Origin of the sequence: Bilifractor sp. LCP19S3_H10 (assembly GCF_052119185.1) — a bacterium.
GTDB lineage: Bacteria > Bacillota > Clostridia > Lachnospirales > Lachnospiraceae > Bilifractor.
The window spans coordinates 227267-246700 of the sequence record NZ_JBQKFT010000001.1 but is presented as its reverse complement, the minus strand read 5'-3'; the positions used below and the strand labels follow the sequence as shown (position 1 = coordinate 246700).

Annotated in this window: 17 protein-coding genes and 1 pseudogene; 13 read left to right on the top strand and 5 right to left on the bottom strand. The window is 48.3% G+C overall.

What is annotated here, in order from left to right:
* The first annotated feature begins 18 nt into the window (after positions 1-18).
* The 4 genes and pseudogenes from ACTQZS_RS01020 (at position 19) to ACTQZS_RS01005 (ending at position 2225) form a co-directional block, all read left to right on the top strand.
* The gene (locus ACTQZS_RS01020; protein WP_441474161.1) at positions 19-576 is read left to right on the top strand and encodes a transcription repressor NadR; all 558 of its coding nucleotides are present in this window, start codon (positions 19-21) and stop codon (positions 574-576) included.
* Between the two features lie 41 nt (positions 577-617).
* Positions 618-902 carry a TIGR04076 family protein gene (locus ACTQZS_RS01015; RefSeq protein ID WP_441474160.1) on the top strand — a complete coding sequence of 95 codons (285 nt, stop codon included), beginning with the start codon at positions 618-620 and terminating at the stop codon, positions 900-902.
* Positions 903-1664: pseudogene (locus ACTQZS_RS01010) on the top strand (PrsW family glutamic-type intramembrane protease); the annotation flags it as partial.
* 90 nt (positions 1665-1754) lie between these two features.
* Positions 1755-2225, top strand: a complete 471-nt coding sequence (locus ACTQZS_RS01005) for a GNAT family N-acetyltransferase (RefSeq protein ID WP_441474311.1) — start codon at positions 1755-1757, stop codon at positions 2223-2225.
* A 125-nt stretch (positions 2226-2350) separates the two neighbouring features.
* Here the strand turns inward: ACTQZS_RS01005 and ACTQZS_RS01000 are convergent, their stop codons facing one another.
* Together ACTQZS_RS01000 and ygiD are read right to left on the bottom strand one after the other, a co-directional pair.
* Positions 2351-4867 carry a YfhO family protein gene (locus ACTQZS_RS01000; RefSeq protein ID WP_441474159.1) on the bottom strand — a complete coding sequence of 839 codons (2517 nt, stop codon included), beginning with the start codon at positions 4865-4867 and terminating at the stop codon, positions 2351-2353.
* 392 nt (positions 4868-5259) lie between these two features.
* A complete protein-coding gene (gene ygiD / locus ACTQZS_RS00995) occupies positions 5260-6051 on the bottom strand; it encodes a 4,5-DOPA dioxygenase extradiol (protein ID WP_441474158.1) in 792 nt (263 codons plus the stop codon).
* Between the two features lie 366 nt (positions 6052-6417).
* Here ygiD and ACTQZS_RS00990 point away from each other — a divergent pair, with 366 nt between their 5' ends.
* The 7 genes from ACTQZS_RS00990 (at position 6418) to ACTQZS_RS00960 (ending at position 14061) form a co-directional block, all read left to right on the top strand.
* Positions 6418-6786, top strand: coding sequence for a winged helix-turn-helix transcriptional regulator (locus ACTQZS_RS00990; protein WP_441474157.1), 369 nt, complete (start codon positions 6418-6420; stop codon positions 6784-6786).
* Between the two features lie 72 nt (positions 6787-6858).
* Positions 6859-7842 (top strand): LacI family DNA-binding transcriptional regulator, encoded by a 984-nt coding sequence (locus ACTQZS_RS00985; protein WP_441474156.1) that lies wholly within the window; start codon positions 6859-6861, stop codon positions 7840-7842.
* A gap of 242 nt (positions 7843-8084) precedes the next feature.
* The gene (locus tag ACTQZS_RS00980) at positions 8085-9368 is read left to right on the top strand and encodes an ABC transporter substrate-binding protein (RefSeq protein WP_441474155.1); all 1284 of its coding nucleotides are present in this window, start codon (positions 8085-8087) and stop codon (positions 9366-9368) included.
* Between the two features lie 133 nt (positions 9369-9501).
* Complete coding sequence (locus ACTQZS_RS00975; protein WP_279199111.1) at positions 9502-10326, top strand: carbohydrate ABC transporter permease; 825 nt, start codon at positions 9502-9504, stop codon at positions 10324-10326.
* A gap of 234 nt (positions 10327-10560) precedes the next feature.
* Positions 10561-11181 carry a carbohydrate ABC transporter permease gene (locus ACTQZS_RS00970; protein WP_441474154.1) on the top strand — a complete coding sequence of 207 codons (621 nt, stop codon included), beginning with the start codon at positions 10561-10563 and terminating at the stop codon, positions 11179-11181.
* Positions 11182-11194: 13 nt separating this feature from the next.
* On the top strand, positions 11195-12697 hold the full coding sequence (locus tag ACTQZS_RS00965) for a glycoside hydrolase family 32 protein (RefSeq protein ID WP_279199109.1): 1503 nt from the start codon (positions 11195-11197) through the stop codon (positions 12695-12697).
* Positions 12698-12708: 11 nt separating this feature from the next.
* On the top strand, positions 12709-14061 hold the full coding sequence (locus ACTQZS_RS00960) for a right-handed parallel beta-helix repeat-containing protein (protein WP_441474153.1): 1353 nt from the start codon (positions 12709-12711) through the stop codon (positions 14059-14061).
* Between the two features lie 225 nt (positions 14062-14286).
* On the opposite strand, the gene ACTQZS_RS00955 is transcribed toward ACTQZS_RS00960, so the two are convergent.
* Together ACTQZS_RS00955 and ACTQZS_RS00950 are read right to left on the bottom strand one after the other, a co-directional pair.
* Positions 14287-14793 (bottom strand): hypothetical protein, encoded by a 507-nt coding sequence (locus ACTQZS_RS00955; protein WP_441474152.1) that lies wholly within the window; start codon positions 14791-14793, stop codon positions 14287-14289.
* Positions 14778-15569 (bottom strand): DUF1295 domain-containing protein, encoded by a 792-nt coding sequence (locus ACTQZS_RS00950; RefSeq protein ID WP_441474151.1) that lies wholly within the window; start codon positions 15567-15569, stop codon positions 14778-14780. Before ACTQZS_RS00950 ends, ACTQZS_RS00955 begins: the two co-directional genes overlap by 16 nt.
* A 201-nt stretch (positions 15570-15770) precedes the next feature.
* Here ACTQZS_RS00950 and ACTQZS_RS00945 point away from each other — a divergent pair, with 201 nt between their 5' ends.
* The gene (locus ACTQZS_RS00945; RefSeq protein ID WP_441474150.1) at positions 15771-16322 is read left to right on the top strand and encodes a TetR/AcrR family transcriptional regulator; all 552 of its coding nucleotides are present in this window, start codon (positions 15771-15773) and stop codon (positions 16320-16322) included.
* A 173-nt stretch (positions 16323-16495) separates the two neighbouring features.
* Here ACTQZS_RS00945 and ACTQZS_RS00940 read toward each other — a convergent pair whose 3' ends face one another.
* On the bottom strand, positions 16496-17707 hold the full coding sequence (locus tag ACTQZS_RS00940) for a 6-phosphofructokinase (protein ID WP_441474149.1): 1212 nt from the start codon (positions 17705-17707) through the stop codon (positions 16496-16498).
* 617 nt (positions 17708-18324) lie between these two features.
* On the opposite strand from ACTQZS_RS00940, the gene mtnA reads away from it, so the two are divergent.
* On the top strand, positions 18325-19428 hold the full coding sequence (gene mtnA / locus ACTQZS_RS00935; protein WP_441474148.1) for an S-methyl-5-thioribose-1-phosphate isomerase: 1104 nt from the start codon (positions 18325-18327) through the stop codon (positions 19426-19428).
* The last annotated feature ends 6 nt before the right edge of the window (positions 19429-19434 follow it).

The window sequence follows — 19434 nt, the reverse complement described above, 5'->3', positions numbered from 1 at the left end:
AGGTAAGGCAGGTGAAACATGTTGACGGGTACAGAGCGCCGTGAGGCTATTCTGGATATTTTGAAAAAAAACGAAGGGCAGGTTTCCGGAGGTGCGCTTGCAAGACAGTTTTCTGTGAGCAGGCAGGTGATCGTGCAGGACATAGCTCTGCTCAGAGCAGAGGGACAGCCAATTCTTTCTGCCGCGCGGGGCTATGTCCTTGATCGGAAGGAAAAGTCGAAGCTGAGCCGCGTATTCAAGGTTTGTCACACGCCGGAGCAGGCCTGCGAGGAGATGAATCTGATCGTTGACTGTGGCGGAAGAATCGAGGATGTCTTCGTTTATCACAGGGTGTACGGGATCATTCGTGCCGCCATGCATATCCGTTCGCGTCTGGATGTGAAACAGTATCAGGAGGAACTTTCCGGAGGAAAAAGTTCACCGCTGTCCGGTATCACATCCGGGTACCATTATCATACCGTGACTGCGGACAGCGAGGAGACCCTGGATATTATTCAGAGGGAACTTGCGGATCACGGATTTCTGGCAAAGCTGCAGGACTACGAGCCGGTGGATTTCTGGTCTAAAAGGAGTTAGAATATTCTCCGACACAGAAAAAATTATCCGGGAGGTACGATATGGCAGAGAGACGACCTAAGATCAGGATCACAGTGATTGACCGACGGGGAAAGAGGGGATGCCACCGCGGACATCATGTGGGCGAGGTGTTTGATTTTGATGAGGACAGAGGGAGGATCTGTCCAATGGCTATGCACTGTGCCTTCCCCTATATCGACATCCTTCGCTACGGCGGGAGCATTCCCGGACAGCCAGCGGGGACCGCGGAATTCTGCTGCTCTGACGCAGATACCATCATGGTCTTCCGGGCAGAGATTGCAGAGACGGGTGAAGAGGAGAATTGAATGAATGAGAAGAAACAGAGACGGCAGCTGATTGTGACCGGTGTACTGATTCTGCTGGCAGGGTTGGGAATACTCATCAACGAAGCGGATTTCATGGGCAGCAGTCACACGAAGGTGCTTCAGTATCTGGAGGTATACAGCGCATTTCTTCCGCTTCTGATCTATATTGTACCATTTGGAATTTTCGTGAAACAGATCGGTGCAAAGGGCGATATGAGCAGCCGGGAACTGCTGGCTGCTGTTTTCTGTGGAGCATTTATTCCCGCCGCGTTTGCCGGAGAAGTGAACAATAGCTTTGACAATCTGATGAAATCCATGATGGGCCATTCCTATTCCGAGGCGTGGATGGGCTCACTCGAAGCGGGAATTGCAGAGGAACTTCTGAAACTGGGCACAACAGCACTGCTGGTGTATGTGTGGAACAGAAAAACGTTCAGACAGTACCTTCTTATTGGAATGTGCGTGGGCATGGGCTTTCAGATCGAGGAAGATATCTCGTACATTACAGAAAGCGGATTCAAAAGTGTAAACGACGCGTTTCCGACGGCACTGGACCGGATCTCCGGCGCGCTTGGATCGCACTGGTGCTATGCCGCAGTGACCGCAGCCGGACTCTATCTGATTGTCAGAGCCAGCGGAAGAAACCACAGAAGAAAGGGCATCGGCTGGATTCTCCTCGTTATGGCAGACCACTTTCTGTATGATTCTCCGATCGGAAATATAAATTTGTTCAATGCGGTTTTGACAGCGGCGGTCGTACTGCCTGTGGTCATTTTTTTCAGAAGTCCGGAAGTGTATGCAGCCGGAGCATCAGAGACCGGAGAAAGTGGGAAGATGAATAGTTACACAATGGTGAAGATCAGAAGAGCTGAGGAGAAGGACATACCGGCATTGCTGGGGCTGCTGAACCAGGTGCTGGAGATCCATGCCGGTATCCGGCCGGATATTTTTATTCCGGGAACGACGAAGTACACGGTGGATGAGCTGAGAGAGATGCTGAAGGATGACAGAAAGCCGGTTTACGTGGCGGCGGACGGACAGGACCGCTGCGTTGGTTATGCATTCTGTCAGAAGAGAGAGCAGCCGTTCTCGAACAATATGGTTCCATTTACCTCACTGTTCATCGATGATCTGTGCGTGGATCAGAGCGCGCGGGGCAGACACGTGGGCGAGGCGCTTTTTGAGCATGTGAAGCAGGAAGCCAAAAAAATGGGCTGCTACGAGGTGACCCTGAATGTATGGGCGGGCAACACTTCCGCGGAGAAGTTCTATGAAAAAATGGGAATGAAGACCAAGGAAAGGCAGCTGGAGTATATCCTGTAATGTGAAGCAGGAAGAAGGACGGCTGCAAGAAGAGGATCTCCGGCTGAAGGCCAGGCCAGAAGATTCTGCCGGCTGCAGGAAGTAAAGCCGATAGATTCTGCCGATTACAGGAAGGACAGCCGACTCTACCGGTTACAGGAGGCAAAAGACCGGCGCAGTGCTGCTCTTCTCCGTTTTTTCCAGTCGGATAGGACATACAGAATCAGTGCGCACAGAGAGATAAGACTGACCGCCGCTCCGGCGGAAAGCCCCGGGGTCGTGTAACGGAAGGAGATCCTGTGTGTACCGGCAGGGACGCGGATCAGCATCATGCCGCCGGAATTGATGATCTCTGTCTGCTGTCCATCTATGAATGCTTTCCATCCGCTGTCGTTCGGGACAGAGAAATAGACGAGACTGTCACTGGAGTTATCGCTGTCACAGACAAATCCGTCAGAGGTTCTGCGGAAATTTTTCACGGCGCGGCTGGAATCACTGGCGACACGCTCCGCAGCGACTTCCTGAAGCTCGTCGTCGGTCAGATCAACCTTCTTTCCCGGACTGCTCTTTGATAGATTATCCGCCTCACGTCCGGAAGGACTGTAGCCCTCCTGATCGCTGTCAAAGACAAGCCCCGCATTATCAGAGGGATCTAAATGACTGTTTCCGGCGGAAGCGGTCCGGGCTGTCTCCAAATCTGTTTGAATGGCGTTCAGCGCATCGCGATAGGAAACACAGGGGGCCAGATCGCTTACACTCTTGCGGTCATCGGGCTGAATCACAGCTGCCCGCAGGAGAACAAGGCCTCTTTCACTCACATCAATTTTCTTCAGATCACGCTCTGTGATCACCTGATCGACCGCAAAACCGATCGGACAGGCATTCCTCTCCACAACATAATAATTTTTTCCATTTACCTGATACGTCCGGAGCGGCGTTCTCCCCTTCGGGTCCGTTGTTACATCGTATTTGCCGCCGAACAGCTCGGCCAGGCCGGCGTAGGAGGTCTTGTCCAGTCTGCGCGCCTGCTTGTAAAAGTCAAACAGACTGTCAAAATGCACGATGGAATCCGAAACCGTAGAACTGAAAATGCGCAGACCGGATGCTCCCTCTGAATAAAGCATCATGTTCTCGTCGATGTAGCGGTACTGGTCATTGATCGGCTCAAGCTGACTGTAGAGACGTATCTTCTGCGTGCAGGTCTCGCGGATTCCGTCTGCGAACCGGTAATAGCCAAGGACATACGCAGTGGTGAGAAGAGCAAAAACAGCAGTCCAGGCGGTGACGGTGAGGCAGAAATGGCGTGCGCCGGACGAAAGCCTGCGGAGGATGAGCAGGCCGGCCAGAGACACGGCAAAAATCAGAAAAAAGAATCCTCTGTGGCAGACCAGGCTCTTTTCGGAGTCGCTCCACTTCATGAGATTTAACGCGAGATAATAGATGATAAGAACGGCCATATTGACGAAAACAGCCGTTTTCAGCACGTCGTTGTTTTTTTCTCCGGATCGCTGTTCCAGCACAATTGCAGAAGCAGACGCCATCAGCAGGATCAGCATATACCACCAGCGCTGGTTGGCCTCTGTGAACAGAAGAAACGCAGAGGTCAGAAGGGGAGAAAAGGCAGCCACTATGAGAACAAGCAGCATTCTGGAGAGCCAGTCTCTGCGCTTTTGGTGCAGGTATGCAAGGACGCCGCTCATGCCGATCATAGGCAGGTAAGCGGAAGTAGAGGTCCATCTCTGGTTGTATACGGCACTGCTGTCATACATTGCCTCGCCCGGGAACAGAAATCCCTTGAGCAGATACAGGAGCATTTTGGGCTCGGGGAAGAGCTGTGACAGCAGGAGCTGAATACTGCTTCGCTTGTTTCCGGAAATGAACAGGATGTTCGGGAGGAACAGGACTCCGGCGATCATCACGCCCCAGAGGCCGGCAATGCCGCAGAGGAGGAGATTCCTGAGGGTAAGCCTCAGATTCCTTTCTCCGTATCGCAGAAAGAAGTAGAGAAGCAGAAAAACGACCTGTCCGACAAAGAAAAAATAGCTGTTGAGGCAGGAAAGTGCCGTTACAAGGATGAAAGGCTTTCCGTCACGAAGACGGCATTTTCCCGATTTCATCATCCGGTCAAATTCCAGAAGGAGCAGAGGAAAGAGGATTGTGACATCGTGGAAGGTGTAAAATTCGAGATTTACGGCCTGATAGCCGGAAAATGCGTAAAGCGTCGATCCGATCACGGCGTAATTGTCATCGCGGGTGAACTGGCGGATGTAGAGGAATGATGTTATTCCCGCGGCAATATATTTCAGAATATAGAGCCACCCCATCACACACGGCGTGGCGCTTACCGGGAACAGCATCGTGATCCAGAAGGAAATGCTGCCGAGACCGTAAAAACTGTACGCACCGACGGTCTGAGTTCCGAGATCGATTCCCCATGACCACGACTGACCGTTCAGAATGGCCTTGTGCATGCCGACGCTGAAAGGAATTGCCTGCGCATTGTAATCTCCGCACAGCGTAAATACTCCTTTATTCATCAGAATCAGCCAGAGGAAAGACAGAAGTGCGACAAGGGAGTTAATGACAATACACCTCTCAAGTGCTCTGCCTTTTTGCTCCGGACATGAGGATAACGATTTTTTGAGGTCAATTTTTCTGAACATAAGCCATCCCGAAATTTTGTAAAGCACCATGTTCCGCAGACGGGTGTCAGAATATTTATAACTCGCCGCGGCACTTCGCTGATCATACCGGTTGTCTTCGAAATCGCATCCAGTCTCTTATGCGCGTTTCGGGCGCACCGAGGCCGGAGGCTTCATCAGGTAGTACGCTTGATCTCCAGTCTCTTACGTGCGTCTCGGGTGCGCCGAGGCCTGTCTGCGTTTTCGAAGAGTTGATATGCAATGCCTATATTATAGACAGGATGGAGGCCGAATACAATTAATCCGGCGTTAAATGATCGGAGATGACGGTTCGGAATCTAAGAATGGTTATCTGAAGACAGGAACGCCTGTATGCCGTAGAACATCTGGTGTGTTGTATGCCTGCCTGATTATTAATTCTGCTCAAGACCGAACGCGTAGCCGGTCATCGCGATTGCGCCGAGTTCACAGTGGTTGTTGAAGACCAGTGTTTTTTCACCTTCGGATGCACCGAGCATGTAGAGGAGCGGAAGAAAATGTTCCGGTGTAGGAGCGGCATATCCGGCGTTCGGTAAGGATTCATATGCGATCACGCGGTCATCCTGGCGATTCCGGACATATTCCGTGATTGCCTTATTAAATGCAAGACATTCCGGGGATCCGTCCGGGTTGTCCCAATCTACCAGGCGCAGATTGTGTACAACGTTTCCGCTTGCAAGGATCAGATAGCCTTCATCACGAAGGGGCGCGAGCGCTTTTCCAAGATTGTAGATCTCGTCCGGGGAAAGCGTGCCGTCAACGGAAAGCTGAACGACCGGGATATCCGCCTCCGGGAACATATGGCAGAGCACAGTCCAGGCACCGTGATCAATGCCCCAGTCGTCGTTGATGGATACCCGGTCACCGAGGAGTGCGGACACACGGCCGGACAGGGCGGGATATCCTTTGACCGGATATTTGAAGTCATACAGCGCTTTCGGGAACCCGTACATGTCGTAGACCTGCTTTGGATTTTCTGTGCTCTGCACAAAAGTTCCCTTTGTATACCAGTGTGCGGATACGGTGAGGATTGCCTTCGGCTTTCCGAATTGTTCTCTGATTTGAGAGCCGATGCTGTGCAGGCCTCTCGTTACAGCTGTGTCCTCCAGCGCCAGCATTGGACTTCCGTGGCCGGAAAAAATAACCGGCATTCTTTTTTTATTCATAGTACACCTCCGTAAATTTCATTTAAGATCATCAAATGCTGCCAGGGCCAAATGCTTTTTTGCCCCGAGATGAGGCCGGGAACTGCTTCGTTATTTTGAAGTTTATTTTGAAACTCTCCGACCTCATCGAAGATGGATATTGTCAGGAACGTGAATAATTCATACTCAAAAGTTTAATTATCCGACTTGCAAAAATAATACGACCATAGTAGAATGCAGTCAAGCAGGATTTTTTCCTTGAGCAGGTATGTTTTGCTTGAGTATTCGATCCGCCGCATGAAGCAGGATCGGGAATAATGAATGAAGGAATTGCTTCCATGAGACGGAGCAGCAGGTCGATATTCGTATATAAGAGCAGGTGGTATCATGAAAAAAGAAACATGTGAAAGAGCAAATCAATTCGGTATGTGTCCGTATGCGACAGCGCAGCAGCTATTGTCGGGGAAGTGGGCGATTCTGATTCTGCATGCTCTCGCGGGCGGGCCTAAAAGGTTTAATCAGCTGCAGAAGGAAATTGACATTACGCAGGCTACTCTTGCAACACATCTCAGGAATCTGGAGAAAGAGGGACTGCTGACCAGGACGGTTTATCCGGAAGTGCCTCCGCGGGTGGAATATGAGCTTACGGAGATCGGGTACGAGTTCAAACCCGTTCTCGACAGCATCGAATTGTGGGGAAGAAAGTATATCAGGCATCTTGAACAGAAAAATTTGAAGCTTCTAAGGGATCGTTGATCATTTTTGCCTCGATTGTGATATACTGATAGCATACTTAATAACCGATTAATAATGAATGGAGAATCTGTCGTGGCAGGAATAAAAGATGTGGCGAAATGTGCGGGTGTAGGTGTCGGAACGGTTTCCAGAATGATCAATAGAAGCGGTTACGTGTCGGAGGAATCCCGGGAAAAAATACAGGCAGCGATGAAAGCTCTTGATTATACGCCTAATGAACTGGCAAGAAATTTGTACAGAAAGAAATCCGGCATTATTGCAGTACTTGTGCCCAATGTATCGAATCCTTTTTTTGCTGAATTCATCGATTGCATCGAGGAAGAATTGTATATGGATGGTTTTAAGGTCATGCTGTGCAACACTGCGAAGAATGCCGGTGCGGAGGCAGAATATCTTGATATGCTGAAAAGACATATTGTAGACGGTGTTGTCTCATGTGTTTCGTCTCTGGGAGAGGAATATTATTCAACAATCAAAAAGCCAGTAGTGGCTGTGGACAGATACCTTGGAGATAATATTCCGGTAGTTACCGTAGATCACCGCGAAGGAGGAAGGATGGCCGCAGAACTTCTGATTCAAAATGGATGCAGGAGTGTTCTCCATTTCAGAGGCGCGGGAGATATCGATACACCTTATTATGATCGTCATTCCGAGTTTCAGAGAATAATGGATGAGAACAATATAAAAACATATTGCTATGATCTTGCCTGGGACAGGATGGATTCCGAGTATTACATCAAAGCCGTGGACGATGCGATGCAATCAGGGTTTGCTTTTGATGGAGTGTTTGCAGTCGATCGCATTGCGATAGAGTGCATGAATAGATGTCTGAAGCGGAACAGGCGAATTCCTGAAGATGTGAAAATCGTAGCATATGACGGAACATTTATTACCGATATCGTCGAGCCCAAAGTGACGGCGGTAGTTCAGCCAATAGAACTCCTTGCGAAGGAGGCGGCAAAGGCAATTACTTCCCTTATTGCAGGGAAAAATCCGGAAAAGATGAAAGTGGTTTTGAAAGCGTCTTTGAAAAAGTCTGGTACGACATTAGTCTGATTTTAGATAAGGGCTAGGTTCTTTGCTATTGTTTGAGTAATTGCGCACAAAATACGAATCCGATCTTAGTGAATAATGCTAAAATAATATTATAATCAATAAGTAAGATTGACATTATGCCAAAAAGGATATAGTATACAATTAGCTTTTAGGTAAATGTGGAACGCGTTCCACATTGCAGACAGAACCGGATTCTGGAACCCGGGAACAGGAAAGGGAACTGTCAAAACAAGGAGGAAGGTATGAAAAAGAAAATCTTAGATATATTATTATCTATCACACTGGCAGCCGGGATGGCTGCTGGACTTGCGGGATGTGGATCAACCGGTGCGGCATCTGAGGGAAGCACTACGTCGTCTGGAACCGTGAAGACGGCATCTGACAATGACTCCGGAGACAGCATAACTGTCCTTGTTGAGAGTGGATCTCCTGCTGAGGCGCTTGCAAAGAGCACCGCCTCTGAATTCCAGAAAGAGACTGGCTGCAAGGTCAATATCGACGCAGTAGCATATACCGGAATGTATGACAAAATCTCTACGGAAATCAAATCTGGTCAGGCGGCCCACGATGTTGCTTGTCTGGATTTCGTGTGGCTCGCTGCATTTGCGGATGCCATTGAACCTCTCAAGGATGCGGACACAAGCGATTTTCTTCCGACCTTGGAGGACTCCGGAACTGTTGATGGAAATCTTCTTGGATATCCTATGTGGGTTAACTGTAAGATCCTTATTTACCGGAAGGATCTTATTCCTGAAGATAAAGTGCCAAAGACCTGGGAAGAATATGAAAATGTTGCAAAATCTGTTGCAACCAGTGATATGTATGGAACTACAGTCTTTGGAAGCGGATCGGATGCTGTTTGTTCTTTCCTTGATTTCGCATGTCAGGCGGGAGCAAAGGGATTGGTATTTGACAAGAATGGCAAGTGCAATATTACCGATAAACCATATTCTGATGCTTTGAAGTTCATGGTAGAGAATGCCAATGCGGACTACACACCGGACGATTCTCTGGCTACGGCAGCTACAGAGTCTCAGGAACTTTTCACAAATGGAAAGGTTGCTATGCAGCTTAACTGGAGCCATGAATATCCGGCAGCTGTCAAGGCTCTCGGTGCTGACAAGGTTGGCTGTGCACCTATGATCTCCGGAAGCGCAGGAGTCGGAGCAACGACAGGCCCGTGGTACGAGTGTGTGATGAAAAACTCTGCTAACAAGGAAATGGCTCTTAAATATGTGAAGTTCATGTATGATCATAATGCTGATTATATGGATCAGACTCTCAAGATTGCGGCGAGAAAATCAGTTTATGAAGATGCAGCCAAAATTGCCGGCGATGAACATACCAGTGCTGTGCTGACAACATTGGAATCTCCGTACTCTCAGCCAAGACCAATGGTAACAACATGGTCTCAGATCGAAGAGGTTCTTACCGGTGTGGTTGAATCTGCATTGAGCGGAGCTGATATCGACAAGACACTTGAAGATGCCAAAACACAGATTGATGAAATTGGAACCGGTGAATAAAATAGCCGGATCATTAAAGTAAATTCAGAATGTGTGTGCGGGAGTGTTCAGCTCCCGCACTTGAGGAATTAAGGCTATGAGATTGATTTCTAAAAAGACCCTGTTGCTGTTTTTCCTGCCTGGAGCAGTTTTTATGGGGATGTTTCTTATTTATCCGATTGTTAAGATGGCAGTAGACAGCTTTTGCAAGGTCGGTATTACGGGTTCCAGAACGTTCATTGGACTGGATAATTATATCAAAGCCTTTAGCGCCGGAGGTATGGGACTTCAGCTAAAGAATACAATCATTTATATTCTGGTTGCAGTCAGCATAGAAACAGTTCTGGGATTTATTTTCGCATTGCTGTTTGAGTCAAATTATAAAGGCAGCAAGATTATCCGATCATTGATGATGACACCTCTTATGATAGCTCCCCTGGTGGCTGGTCTCATCTGGAAACTTATGCTCAGCTCGAACTTTGGTATTGTAAATGAGTTGCTGGTGCGAATCGGAATACTGAAAAGCACGAGCGATATTCTCTGGCTGGCAGATCCGAAATGGTCGCTGTTTGCCTGCTGCATTGCGGATATCTGGCTTACCACGCCATTTATGATGCTTATGATTCTGGCGGGCCTTCAGGGATTGGACAGTGCTGTTACCGAGGCATCGAGGATTGATGGCGCCAATGCACTTCAGGAAATCTTCTTTATCAAATTGCCGGGTATTAAACCAGTACTGCTGACAGCACTTTCGGTCAGAATCATTGATGCGGCGAAGACGTTTGACATTATCTGGGCGATGACGCAGGGCGGACCAAACAGCTCTTCCGAAACAATCAGTATTATCATTTATAAACAGCTTGTAAAATATAACAATACGGGATACGCAAGTGCGATGGCAATTATTTTTATTGCTGTACTGGTAGTGTTTACACTGGTATTTATGCAGAGCCTTTGGAATCCCAAGAAAAAAGCTTAAAAAGCGATGCGAGGTGAAAAAATTACTATGGAAAAGAAATCGGCAAGAAACACGGCCATAATTATTATCTCAGCATTGTTAACGTTATTCTGGTTGTTTCCGTATCTGTATGTGATATCCTGCTCTTTCAGAAAGGGATCGGAGGTTATAGCGGTTCCACCCTCATTCTTCCCCAAAACGTTCTCTGTTGAGAATTTCGTCGATCTGTTTTCGAGGATGAATACCGGAGGATACATGGCGAACAGTCTTGTGACTTCGGTAGTGAGTACGTTGATAGCGGTAATACTGGGAGCAATGGCAGCATATGCGATTCAGCGTTCTGGTTACAAGATCTCACAATTTCTTGTAATACTTATTTTGTGTCTGAAAATGATTCCTACATCCTGCATTACTGTTCCTATATATGAGATTATTGTAAATATTGGACTGTATGATACCAGGCTTGCGTTGATTATTGTATATGCTGCAATCAATATGCCTTTTGTGATGTGGACAATGCTGAGTTTCTATGAGGGCATTCCGACTTCACTGGATGAGGCAGCCTATGTGGATGGAGCAAGCAGCATGCAGACATTTTCGCATGTTATCCTTCCGATTGCGGCTCCGGGTCTTGCAACAGCATTTATTTTTACACTTTTCCTTTCATGGAACGATTTCCTGGTAGCCCTGCTTTTGACAAGCACACATGCGAAAACATTCACGGTTGGTCTTGCAGGCTTCCTTTCGGCATACAGCCTTGATCTGGGGCCGATGTGTGCCGGCGCGTTCTTATTCAGCTTCCCTGTGATGATTATTTCAATGTTTGCGCAGAAGTTTATCATCAGAGGTATGACTGCTGGCGCTGTCAAGGGATGATTTTGGAGAATTTATGAGTAAAGAATCGATGACATTAAAAATAAACAGAGCCCTTGAGGAGATAGAACGCACAAAAACTCATGCTGCCAGAGGCCGCATGAGGCAATACTATCATTTTATGCCTGAAACCGGATGGATGAATGACCCGAACGGACTGGTTTTCTACAAGGGCCAATATCATTTTTTCTTTCAGTTCAATCCATATGCTCCCTTCTGGGGGAGCATGCACTGGGGACATGCAGTGAGCCGGGATCTTTTACATTGGCACTATCTGCCACCGGCACTTGCGCCGAGTGAGATATATGACGATCATCCGGATGGCGGGTGCTTCTCAGGAAGTGCAGTGGAATATGAAGGAAAATTATGGCTTATTTATACTTCTGTTTCTGATTATGGGAAAGGAATCAGGCAGACGCAGAGCATAGCATACAGTGAAGATGGTATTCACTTCCTGAAATATGATGGCAATCCGGTTCTGGAAGCTCCGGACGGAGTCAATCCGGGTGAATTCAGAGATCCCAAAGTATGGGAACATGACGGGAAATTTTACATGGTAACCGGAGCAAGTCAGAATGGTCGGGGGAAGGCACTCCTCTTTTCCTCGGATAATCTGAAAGAGTGGAGATATGTCAATGAGATTGCTGAGAGCAGAGGAGATATGGGAAGCATGTGGGAATGCCCTGATTTCTATTCTGCCGGGGACAGGTTTGTATTGACCTTTTCACCTATGGGATCTGGCGATCACACATCTGTATATATGACTGGCGCATTCGATTATAAAACAGGAAAATTAGAAGCGCAGACGGCACGGGAAATTGACTGGGGTATGGATTATTATGCGGCGCAATCTTTTCTGGCTCCGGATGGCAGAAGGATTGTCGTTGGATGGGCCAATGAATGGTCATGGATGCCGGAATGGAAAGACTGGGGGCCAACGTTTAAAGAGGGATGGTGCGGTTTTTTCAATCTTCCGAGAGAGGTAAGCGTTCTGGAGGACGGATCTCTTCGATTTAAACCGATACGGGAACTGGAATCTTTGCGATCCGATGCCTGCTGTTTAGATCAGATTAGTGTATCGGGAAGAAGAAAATCATTGAAAGCTGGTAATGGGATCAGCTATGAGATGAAATTTATCATTGATTTGGACCATTCTGATGGTGATGTGCTTGAACTGGAGCTGAGGGCCGGAGGTGGCATGAAAACCATCTGCCGTTTTGATTTTCTCAGAAATGAGCTGAGTGTGAACCGCAATAATTCGGACGGATGGAGCCGAGGTATATCGAGAAGTGTCATGAAGCTCCATCGTAAGTCAAAAATGGATGTAGATATCTTTTCGGATCAAAGTTCCATTGAAATATTTACAGATGATTATACAAATAATCACTCAAACAATGTTTTTGCGGGCGAAGACCAGCGGGATATTTTCATCAGAGCGGAGGGCGGCAGCTTTCTAATCAGGAATTTTGAATCATATGGCATGCAGAGCTGCTATGATGCGGCCAGGGAGAACCTTTAAGGACACAAAAGATGAAGACAAGTTATTTCTATGATGTTACAAAATGGAAATCGGGTAACCCGTATGAGGATATCGGGGCAGTTATTAATGATATAATCAGGGATATCAAAGAGAAGCAGACGGAAAGAGACGAGGACGACGGAGGAAAGCCGGGTGCGGCGATCTTCATACCATCAGGGGATTATCATCTTCGTACACAGGTTGTCATCGATATTAGTTTCCTGAAGATTTTCGGTACCGGGCATGGCTTTGAATCTTCAAGTATAAGGTTTAATGTGCCGGATAAGGATGTCCCTGCGCTTTGGGAACTCTGGCCGGGCGGCAGCAGAGTTATTAATGATATTCCTGTATCGGTGGAAGAAACGGTAGATACGGAAGAAAAGGGGGCTGCTTTCTTAATCAGACGTGATGGAAATCCCAGAATAAGCTCGGTTGAATTTCAAAACTTCTGCATAGACGGTCTGCATTTTACCGGGAGCGAGAACGGTGATCCTGAAAATTCATATAGAAATGGCAAGACAGGAATATATGCGGCTAGTGCCAATGATTCGTTCAGAATTACCGAAATGGGAATTGTGTACTGTGAACATGGAGTCGTCATGTATGATTCTGATGCGCTTTCGATCCATGATAACTTTATTGCGGAATGCGGGAATTGCATAGAACTCCGAAGATATGGACAGGCATCCAAAATCACGGATAATCTCATTGGAGCAGGCTATAATGGTTATTCTATATTTGCTGAAAATTTCGGCGGACTGCTTGTCAATGCAAACAATGTGTTTCCAAGGGGTAAGAGCAGCCTTTACTTCTCGTTCGTTCAACGCTCGTCCATATCGGGCAACAGATTTCATTCGTTTTATCCCGGAATGCTGAGACTTGAGAAGGGATCTTCAGAAAATCTTGTTTCGTCAAATCATTTTCTCAGAGACAATGAGCCATGGGAACCGATGAAGCAATATGATAATGGCGAGGATGATCTTTTGGGACTCATAGTTATAAACGGCAATAACAATTCATTTATATCGAATCACATATCGGAGAACATTCAGAAGGAAAGCATCAGGCCGGATACACACATTAAACCTGTGGTACTTCATATAACAGGTGGTGTTCATAACTATATTGCAAGTAATCATATGCTTGTCATGACAAAAGATGAAGAACAGCAGAGTAATGAAAAAGAGAGCGATTCGTGTTTTGGAGCACAGGTTAATGCGTTACTGTTAAAGACAAAACCAATGGATGCAGTGCTGATCAGGGTTGACGACACTTCATGGTCGAACATCATATTGGATTCGGCAAGAGAAAACGAAGCCGACATCGACAGGTCCAAGAATACATTTCGAGCCATTCCAGAATAATAGTAAGCGGTAAATCGGCAGGTACTGACGATTTACCGCTTATATTCATTTACGCGAACAGTGAGCCGCAGCCGAATGCGAAGTATTCGTGTGCGGCGAGCGTCGCGATAGCGAGATAAAACTCGCACAGCGTGTTTTATCTCGTTGCAGATCTAATGCCAAACCGAAAATCCCAGAGATATATGTAATTATCCCGGGATCGGAACAGGATGCCATGCCTGGTCTTCAGTAGAACAGAATCCCCAGCAGAAAGCACAGCTGTGTGATTCCATTGACCATCTGTTCTTTCCAGTTTGATTTTGCGTTTCTTCTGTCCAGGCGCTTTGCGAAGAAGCACAGAACAAGGATGCCTGCGATTCCCGCGAGGAAGAAGATGCAGGATGGAAAGGCTGTTACATGATGCAGAACCGCTGTCAAGGACCAGCGGCTCCGGTTTACAGCGAGTGCCAGGAGCATCAGGGCAAATCCGGAAGGCATGAGAAAACGCATCTGCCGGTTCAGAAACGGCACATCGATTTTTCTGAGAGCGATTACAAATTTCCAGCCTGCCTTCAGTGATCCGGCGAGGATAACCAGTACAGCGCCGATCCGGAAGAGCAGACTTGGAAAGCGGCAGGCGAGAACGCCGGCGCTGATGCTGAAAAAGAGTACGGGTATACAGTCTGTCAGCGCCATGGACAGATGGAATCCTTCCGGGATGTTTGCGTTGCCTTGCATCATGCGACCAGCCATTTGTGCTCCTTTACCGAGTAGATGGGCAGAAACGGTATCATGATCGGGGTTGTGGATTTATATTTCCGATATTCAGGGTCATTTCCGTAGTTCTTGTCCTGACGGATTTCCAACCGGCGCGCTCCTCCGAACATCACGTAGATAATTCCGGCATAGCCGAGAAGAGAACAGATCCATTCGGCGGGATTGTGATATACGTTGAGTCCGGAAATGAAGACACCGGTCCAGAAGATCATCTCGCCAAAATAATTGGGGCAGCGCACGATTCGGAACAGGCCTGTATCGACAAAACGTCCCGGGTTCTTTTTCTTTGCGCGGTTTTTCTGCAGATCCGCGGCAGTTTCCAGAAGCAGACCGGTCAGAGAGATCAGGAATCCGATCAGGCAGAGAGCATCTGTGCCCTTATTGTCCTGCAGCCGGAAAAGAACCGGGGAAGTCTGCAGAACGTAAAGAACGGCTGCGGAAATCCATATGCCGACTTTGGCCGCAAAGGACACACTTTTATCGGATTTTACCTCTCCCTTCATTCGGCGGGTGTAGGCGGTTTTCAGGTCGCGATACGCGAGATATCCGGCGAGCCGGCAGCCGTAGACGATGAAGAACACGCACTGCAGGATGGTTCCGGCACTCAGACTACTGGAGAACAGGCACAGGAGGCCGGCACCGACCAGAGCGACAGCAGCCCCGTATCCCAGGGAAATGAACCATACATATTTGCGGAAACCGCAGGAGCTGGCCAGAAGGGCCAGAAGCAGAAGAATCAAAAACTCTTTCATAAACGAAATCCTTTCATTTGTCGCACGCGAAAACCCACTGCATTTAGGTTGCCGTTTGTTGGTACAGACACCTGCTGATGATCTTGACAGGCTATTTTTGAATGGTGCATATTTAATGATAGCGACAGGTGTCGTTATTTTCAATTGATTTCTTTCGGGAACGAGGAAACTGCAACATTCAGAGAGGAGGTGTCGCTTTTCTTGAGGAGAAAAGATCTGGACCACAGTCTGATACAGAGCTATCTGACGGAGGCACTGCTTCAGCTTATGGGGACAAAAAATTTTTCGGATATTTCTGTCGGTGAAATTGCGGAGCGGGCGGGGGTACACAGGGCGACATTTTACCGGCATTTCAGTTCAAAGGATGAAGTCCTTCGATGTGCTCTGGCACGGATGCTCCGGGAAACAGAGGGAGACAGGGAACTGCTTGAAACGGATTTCGCCTCTTTTATCCGCCCGGTGTTTCAGGCATTTTTCGACAACAAAAATCAGATGCTCCGGCTGTACAAAGCCGGTTTATCGGGTCAGATCCTGGATGTTCTGAAGGAGTATTTTCATTTTGAAGAGATTCCGGATATGGTCGTAAATGGCGGGGATGGTGATGGCGCATCCGGTACAGGTGAAACCATAAATATGGAAAAATACAGGATGGCCTACCGGACAGGCGGCATATATTCCTGCCTGCTTCTGTGGTTTTCCCACGATATGAGGGAGACGCCGGAGGAAATGACGGAGATCGCTGTGTCACTGTGAGATTGTGATCCGGTGAGTGATGATCGTAGAAGATGTGACCTTTTGTGTTATGGCAGGAAAGAAATTTTCAACGCCGGGACGGGCTGTGAAAAACTAGGCGACCGGGGGCGCCCCAAACTGGTGTTGCGCCAGCCCCGGTTCATCAGGATTCCTGCTCAAATGAACGGGTGACGTCAGTACAGGATCATTGTTTCCGGGATGCCGTTTTTCCATACGATACGGCTCTCGCCCTGAATCAGCGGTTTCAGGTAATCGATCATCTTCTGGGTCACATCGTTTCCGGATTTGTTGATCCAGTCCGCAGGGACTTTTTTCTCCGCATTTGCAGCGACATCGATATCTACAAGGCCGTAGGTCACGCGGTAGGGCTTATCGGATGTGCGGATGATGGAAGCCATTTTGCCGCTTTCGCCGTTCAGAGCGGCCTGAACTGCTTTCATTCCGACCATACGCGACTCGTCTTCATCGGTTGCGCTCTGAAGGTGGGAGGCGCAGCGCTGCATGAGGTTCAGCTCGATGGATCGAACCTTGCAGCCGATCTTATTGCGAACGAGTGTCTCCAGAACAGAGGAAGCCCCCGCGATATAGGAATGTCCGAAATTGTCGGTCGCCTTAGTCTGAACGATTTCGGAGACATATCTTCCGTCCGAAAGCTTTACACCTTCACTGACAGCAACCAGTACAGCGTCCTCCTCGGAAAGCTTCTGCTGTACATCCTGGATGAAGGATTCCGGGTAAAAAGGACTCTCGCAGAGGTAAATCAAATCGGGACCTTTTCCGCCGTTCAGACGGGAGAGCGCGGAGGCGGCGGTAAGCCATCCGGCGTTTCTTCCCATCACTTCAACGATGGTGACCGCCTTTTTGGCGTATACATGGCAGTCGCGCTCCAGCTCTGAGAAGGTGGTGGCGATATATTTCGCCGCGGATCCGAACCCTGGGCAGTGATCTGTGCCGCAGAGATCATTGTCAATGGTCTTCGGTGCTCCCATGATGGAGATCCCGGTGATATTGTGTACACGGCAGTACAGGGAGAGCTTGGCAATGGTATCCATGGAATCGTTGCCGCCAATATAGATGAAATACGAGATGGAATTCTTCTGAAGAATTTCGATGATGCGCGCGAGCTGCTTCTGATCCTTCAGCTTCAGGCGGCAGGAGCCGAGAGCAGCGGCCGGTGTCTGGGACAGGAGCTGAAGTGCCTCGGAATTATCGATCTTGTCGCGGAGGTCGATGAAATTTTCCTCCATCACACCCTCGATACCGTTCACGGCACCATAGATATTGTCGATCTGATCTGAAATCTGTGCACAGCTAATGATCCCGGCAAGGGTTGCGTTGATGGCGGAAGTAGGTCCGCCGGATTGAGCTACGAGCAAATTCTTCACTTTTTATTTATCCTCCGAAATATTTCTCGTTCAGTGTCGAATACAATATAGCATCCCAGTGTAGTGTTGACAATAGCAGGTACGGAAAGGATTCCACACCCGGCGGTTGTTCACGGACAGGCACGACACATCCAAACCACAGCTTCGCCGGCGATAGGAAGCTTCCAGAAAAAAGACAGAGAGAAAGACAGAATGAAAAGGTAAAGAGGAAAATACGAAAAACAGGTTCACTTGATGTAAGAAAGATGATATAGTTGAAACTGTACTGTTTTAGTCGGATTTACTGTATAAGTCCAGTCGCAATGTTCTTGGCCCATGGGGAGCTTGCTCACCAGTGGGCAAGAACATTAGCGACGACAACAGGTATGAGCATGGAGCGGTGCGAAGCAACGCGGGAATGCTCATACCTGTTAGCGGCACGGAAGCTGCGAAGCAGCGAAGTGACGCGGGGACTTATACAGTGTGTGGCACGATTATCGTGTGGGCGTTACAGCATAAGTCCAGTCGCAATGTTCTTGGCCCATGGGGAGCTTGCTCACCAGTGGGCAAGAACATTAGCGACGACAACAGGTATGAGCACGAATTTATACATATTATTATAGAAAGAGGATTTTGTAATGAGTAAAAAACAGAGCATCATGGATATTGACACCGTTTCCCTGGATGATGAGAACAGTCAGATTATCATTATTGACCAGACTCTCCTTCCCTATGAGACAAAGACGATTCGTCTGACCACGCAGAATCAGATCTGGGACGCTATCTATACGCTTCAGGTCAGAGGAGCGCCGGCGATCGGGGTGACGGCGGGCTTTGGACTTTATCTCGCCGCAAAGGAGATCGGCGCGCACGCGAAGAACTTTGATGATTTTTATCCGGAGTTTGTCAAGGCAAAGGATTATCTGGATTCTTCAAGACCGACAGCGGTGAATTTGTCATGGGCATTGAACATGCTTGACAAGACGGCACAGAAGAACCGGGACAAAACAGTTCCGGAGATTGTGGAGGCTCTGCACCGTGAGGCCGTCCGGATTCAGGAAGAGGATATCTGGGCGTGCCATAAGCTTGGCGAGTACGGCCTGACCCTTGTGAAGCCCGGGGACGGACTGCTGACGCATTGCAATGCCGGAAAGCTTGCCGCGACACGCTACGGCATGGCGACGGCGCCGATGTATCTCGGGCAGGAAAAGGGCTATCATTTCCATGTGTACTGCGACGAAACCCGTCCGGTGCTTCAGGGCGCGCGGCTGACGGCGAAGGAACTGATGGATTCCGGAATCGATACGACCGTCATCTGTGACAACATGTCCAGCTCTCTGATGAAGGAGGGTAAGGTTCAGGCTGTTTTTGTCGGCTGTGACCGTGTGGCGGCGAACGGAGATACCGCAAACAAGATCGGGACCTCGGTTGTTGCTATCGTGGCAAAGCATTATGGTGTTCCGATGTACATCATGGCTCCGACTTCTACAATTGATATGAATACGCCGGACGGCAGCAAAATCCGCATCGAGCAGAGAAAGCCGGAAGAGGTAACCGAGATGTGGTACAAGAAGAGAATGGCGCCGGAGGGAGTCAAGGTCTACAATCCTGCCTTTGATGTCACGGATCATGAGCTGATTACCGCGATTGTGACGGAATACGGAATTGCGAGACCGCCTTATACGGAATCGCTGAAGAAAATCATGGAGAAAAAAGCTGAAGCGATGAAAGAGAAGGAATAAGGATAC

What these genes read in the sequence shown, in the direction of transcription:
- ACTQZS_RS01000 (WP_441474159.1), bottom strand. Translation starts at nt 4,867, where the DNA reads ATGTTCAGAAAAATTGACCTCAAAAAATCGTTATCCTCATGTCCGGAG.
- ACTQZS_RS00975 (WP_279199111.1), top strand. Translation starts at nt 9,502, where the DNA reads ATGGGGATGTTTCTTATTTATCCGATTGTTAAGATGGCAGTAGACAGC.
- ACTQZS_RS01015 (WP_441474160.1), top strand. Translation starts at nt 618, where the DNA reads ATGGCAGAGAGACGACCTAAGATCAGGATCACAGTGATTGACCGACGG.
- ACTQZS_RS00960 (WP_441474153.1), top strand. Translation starts at nt 12,709, where the DNA reads ATGAAGACAAGTTATTTCTATGATGTTACAAAATGGAAATCGGGTAAC.
- ACTQZS_RS00965 (WP_279199109.1), top strand. Translation starts at nt 11,195, where the DNA reads ATGAGTAAAGAATCGATGACATTAAAAATAAACAGAGCCCTTGAGGAG.
- ygiD (WP_441474158.1), bottom strand. Translation starts at nt 6,051, where the DNA reads ATGAATAAAAAAAGAATGCCGGTTATTTTTTCCGGCCACGGAAGTCCA.
- ACTQZS_RS00990 (WP_441474157.1), top strand. Translation starts at nt 6,418, where the DNA reads ATGAAAAAAGAAACATGTGAAAGAGCAAATCAATTCGGTATGTGTCCG.
- ACTQZS_RS00970 (WP_441474154.1), top strand. Translation starts at nt 10,561, where the DNA reads ATGGCGAACAGTCTTGTGACTTCGGTAGTGAGTACGTTGATAGCGGTA.
- ACTQZS_RS01020 (WP_441474161.1), top strand. Translation starts at nt 19, where the DNA reads ATGTTGACGGGTACAGAGCGCCGTGAGGCTATTCTGGATATTTTGAAA.
- ACTQZS_RS00950 (WP_441474151.1), bottom strand. Translation starts at nt 15,569, where the DNA reads ATGAAAGAGTTTTTGATTCTTCTGCTTCTGGCCCTTCTGGCCAGCTCC.
- ACTQZS_RS00980 (WP_441474155.1), top strand. Translation starts at nt 8,085, where the DNA reads ATGAAAAAGAAAATCTTAGATATATTATTATCTATCACACTGGCAGCC.
- ACTQZS_RS00955 (WP_441474152.1), bottom strand. Translation starts at nt 14,793, where the DNA reads ATGGCTGGTCGCATGATGCAAGGCAACGCAAACATCCCGGAAGGATTC.
- mtnA (WP_441474148.1), top strand. Translation starts at nt 18,325, where the DNA reads ATGAGTAAAAAACAGAGCATCATGGATATTGACACCGTTTCCCTGGAT.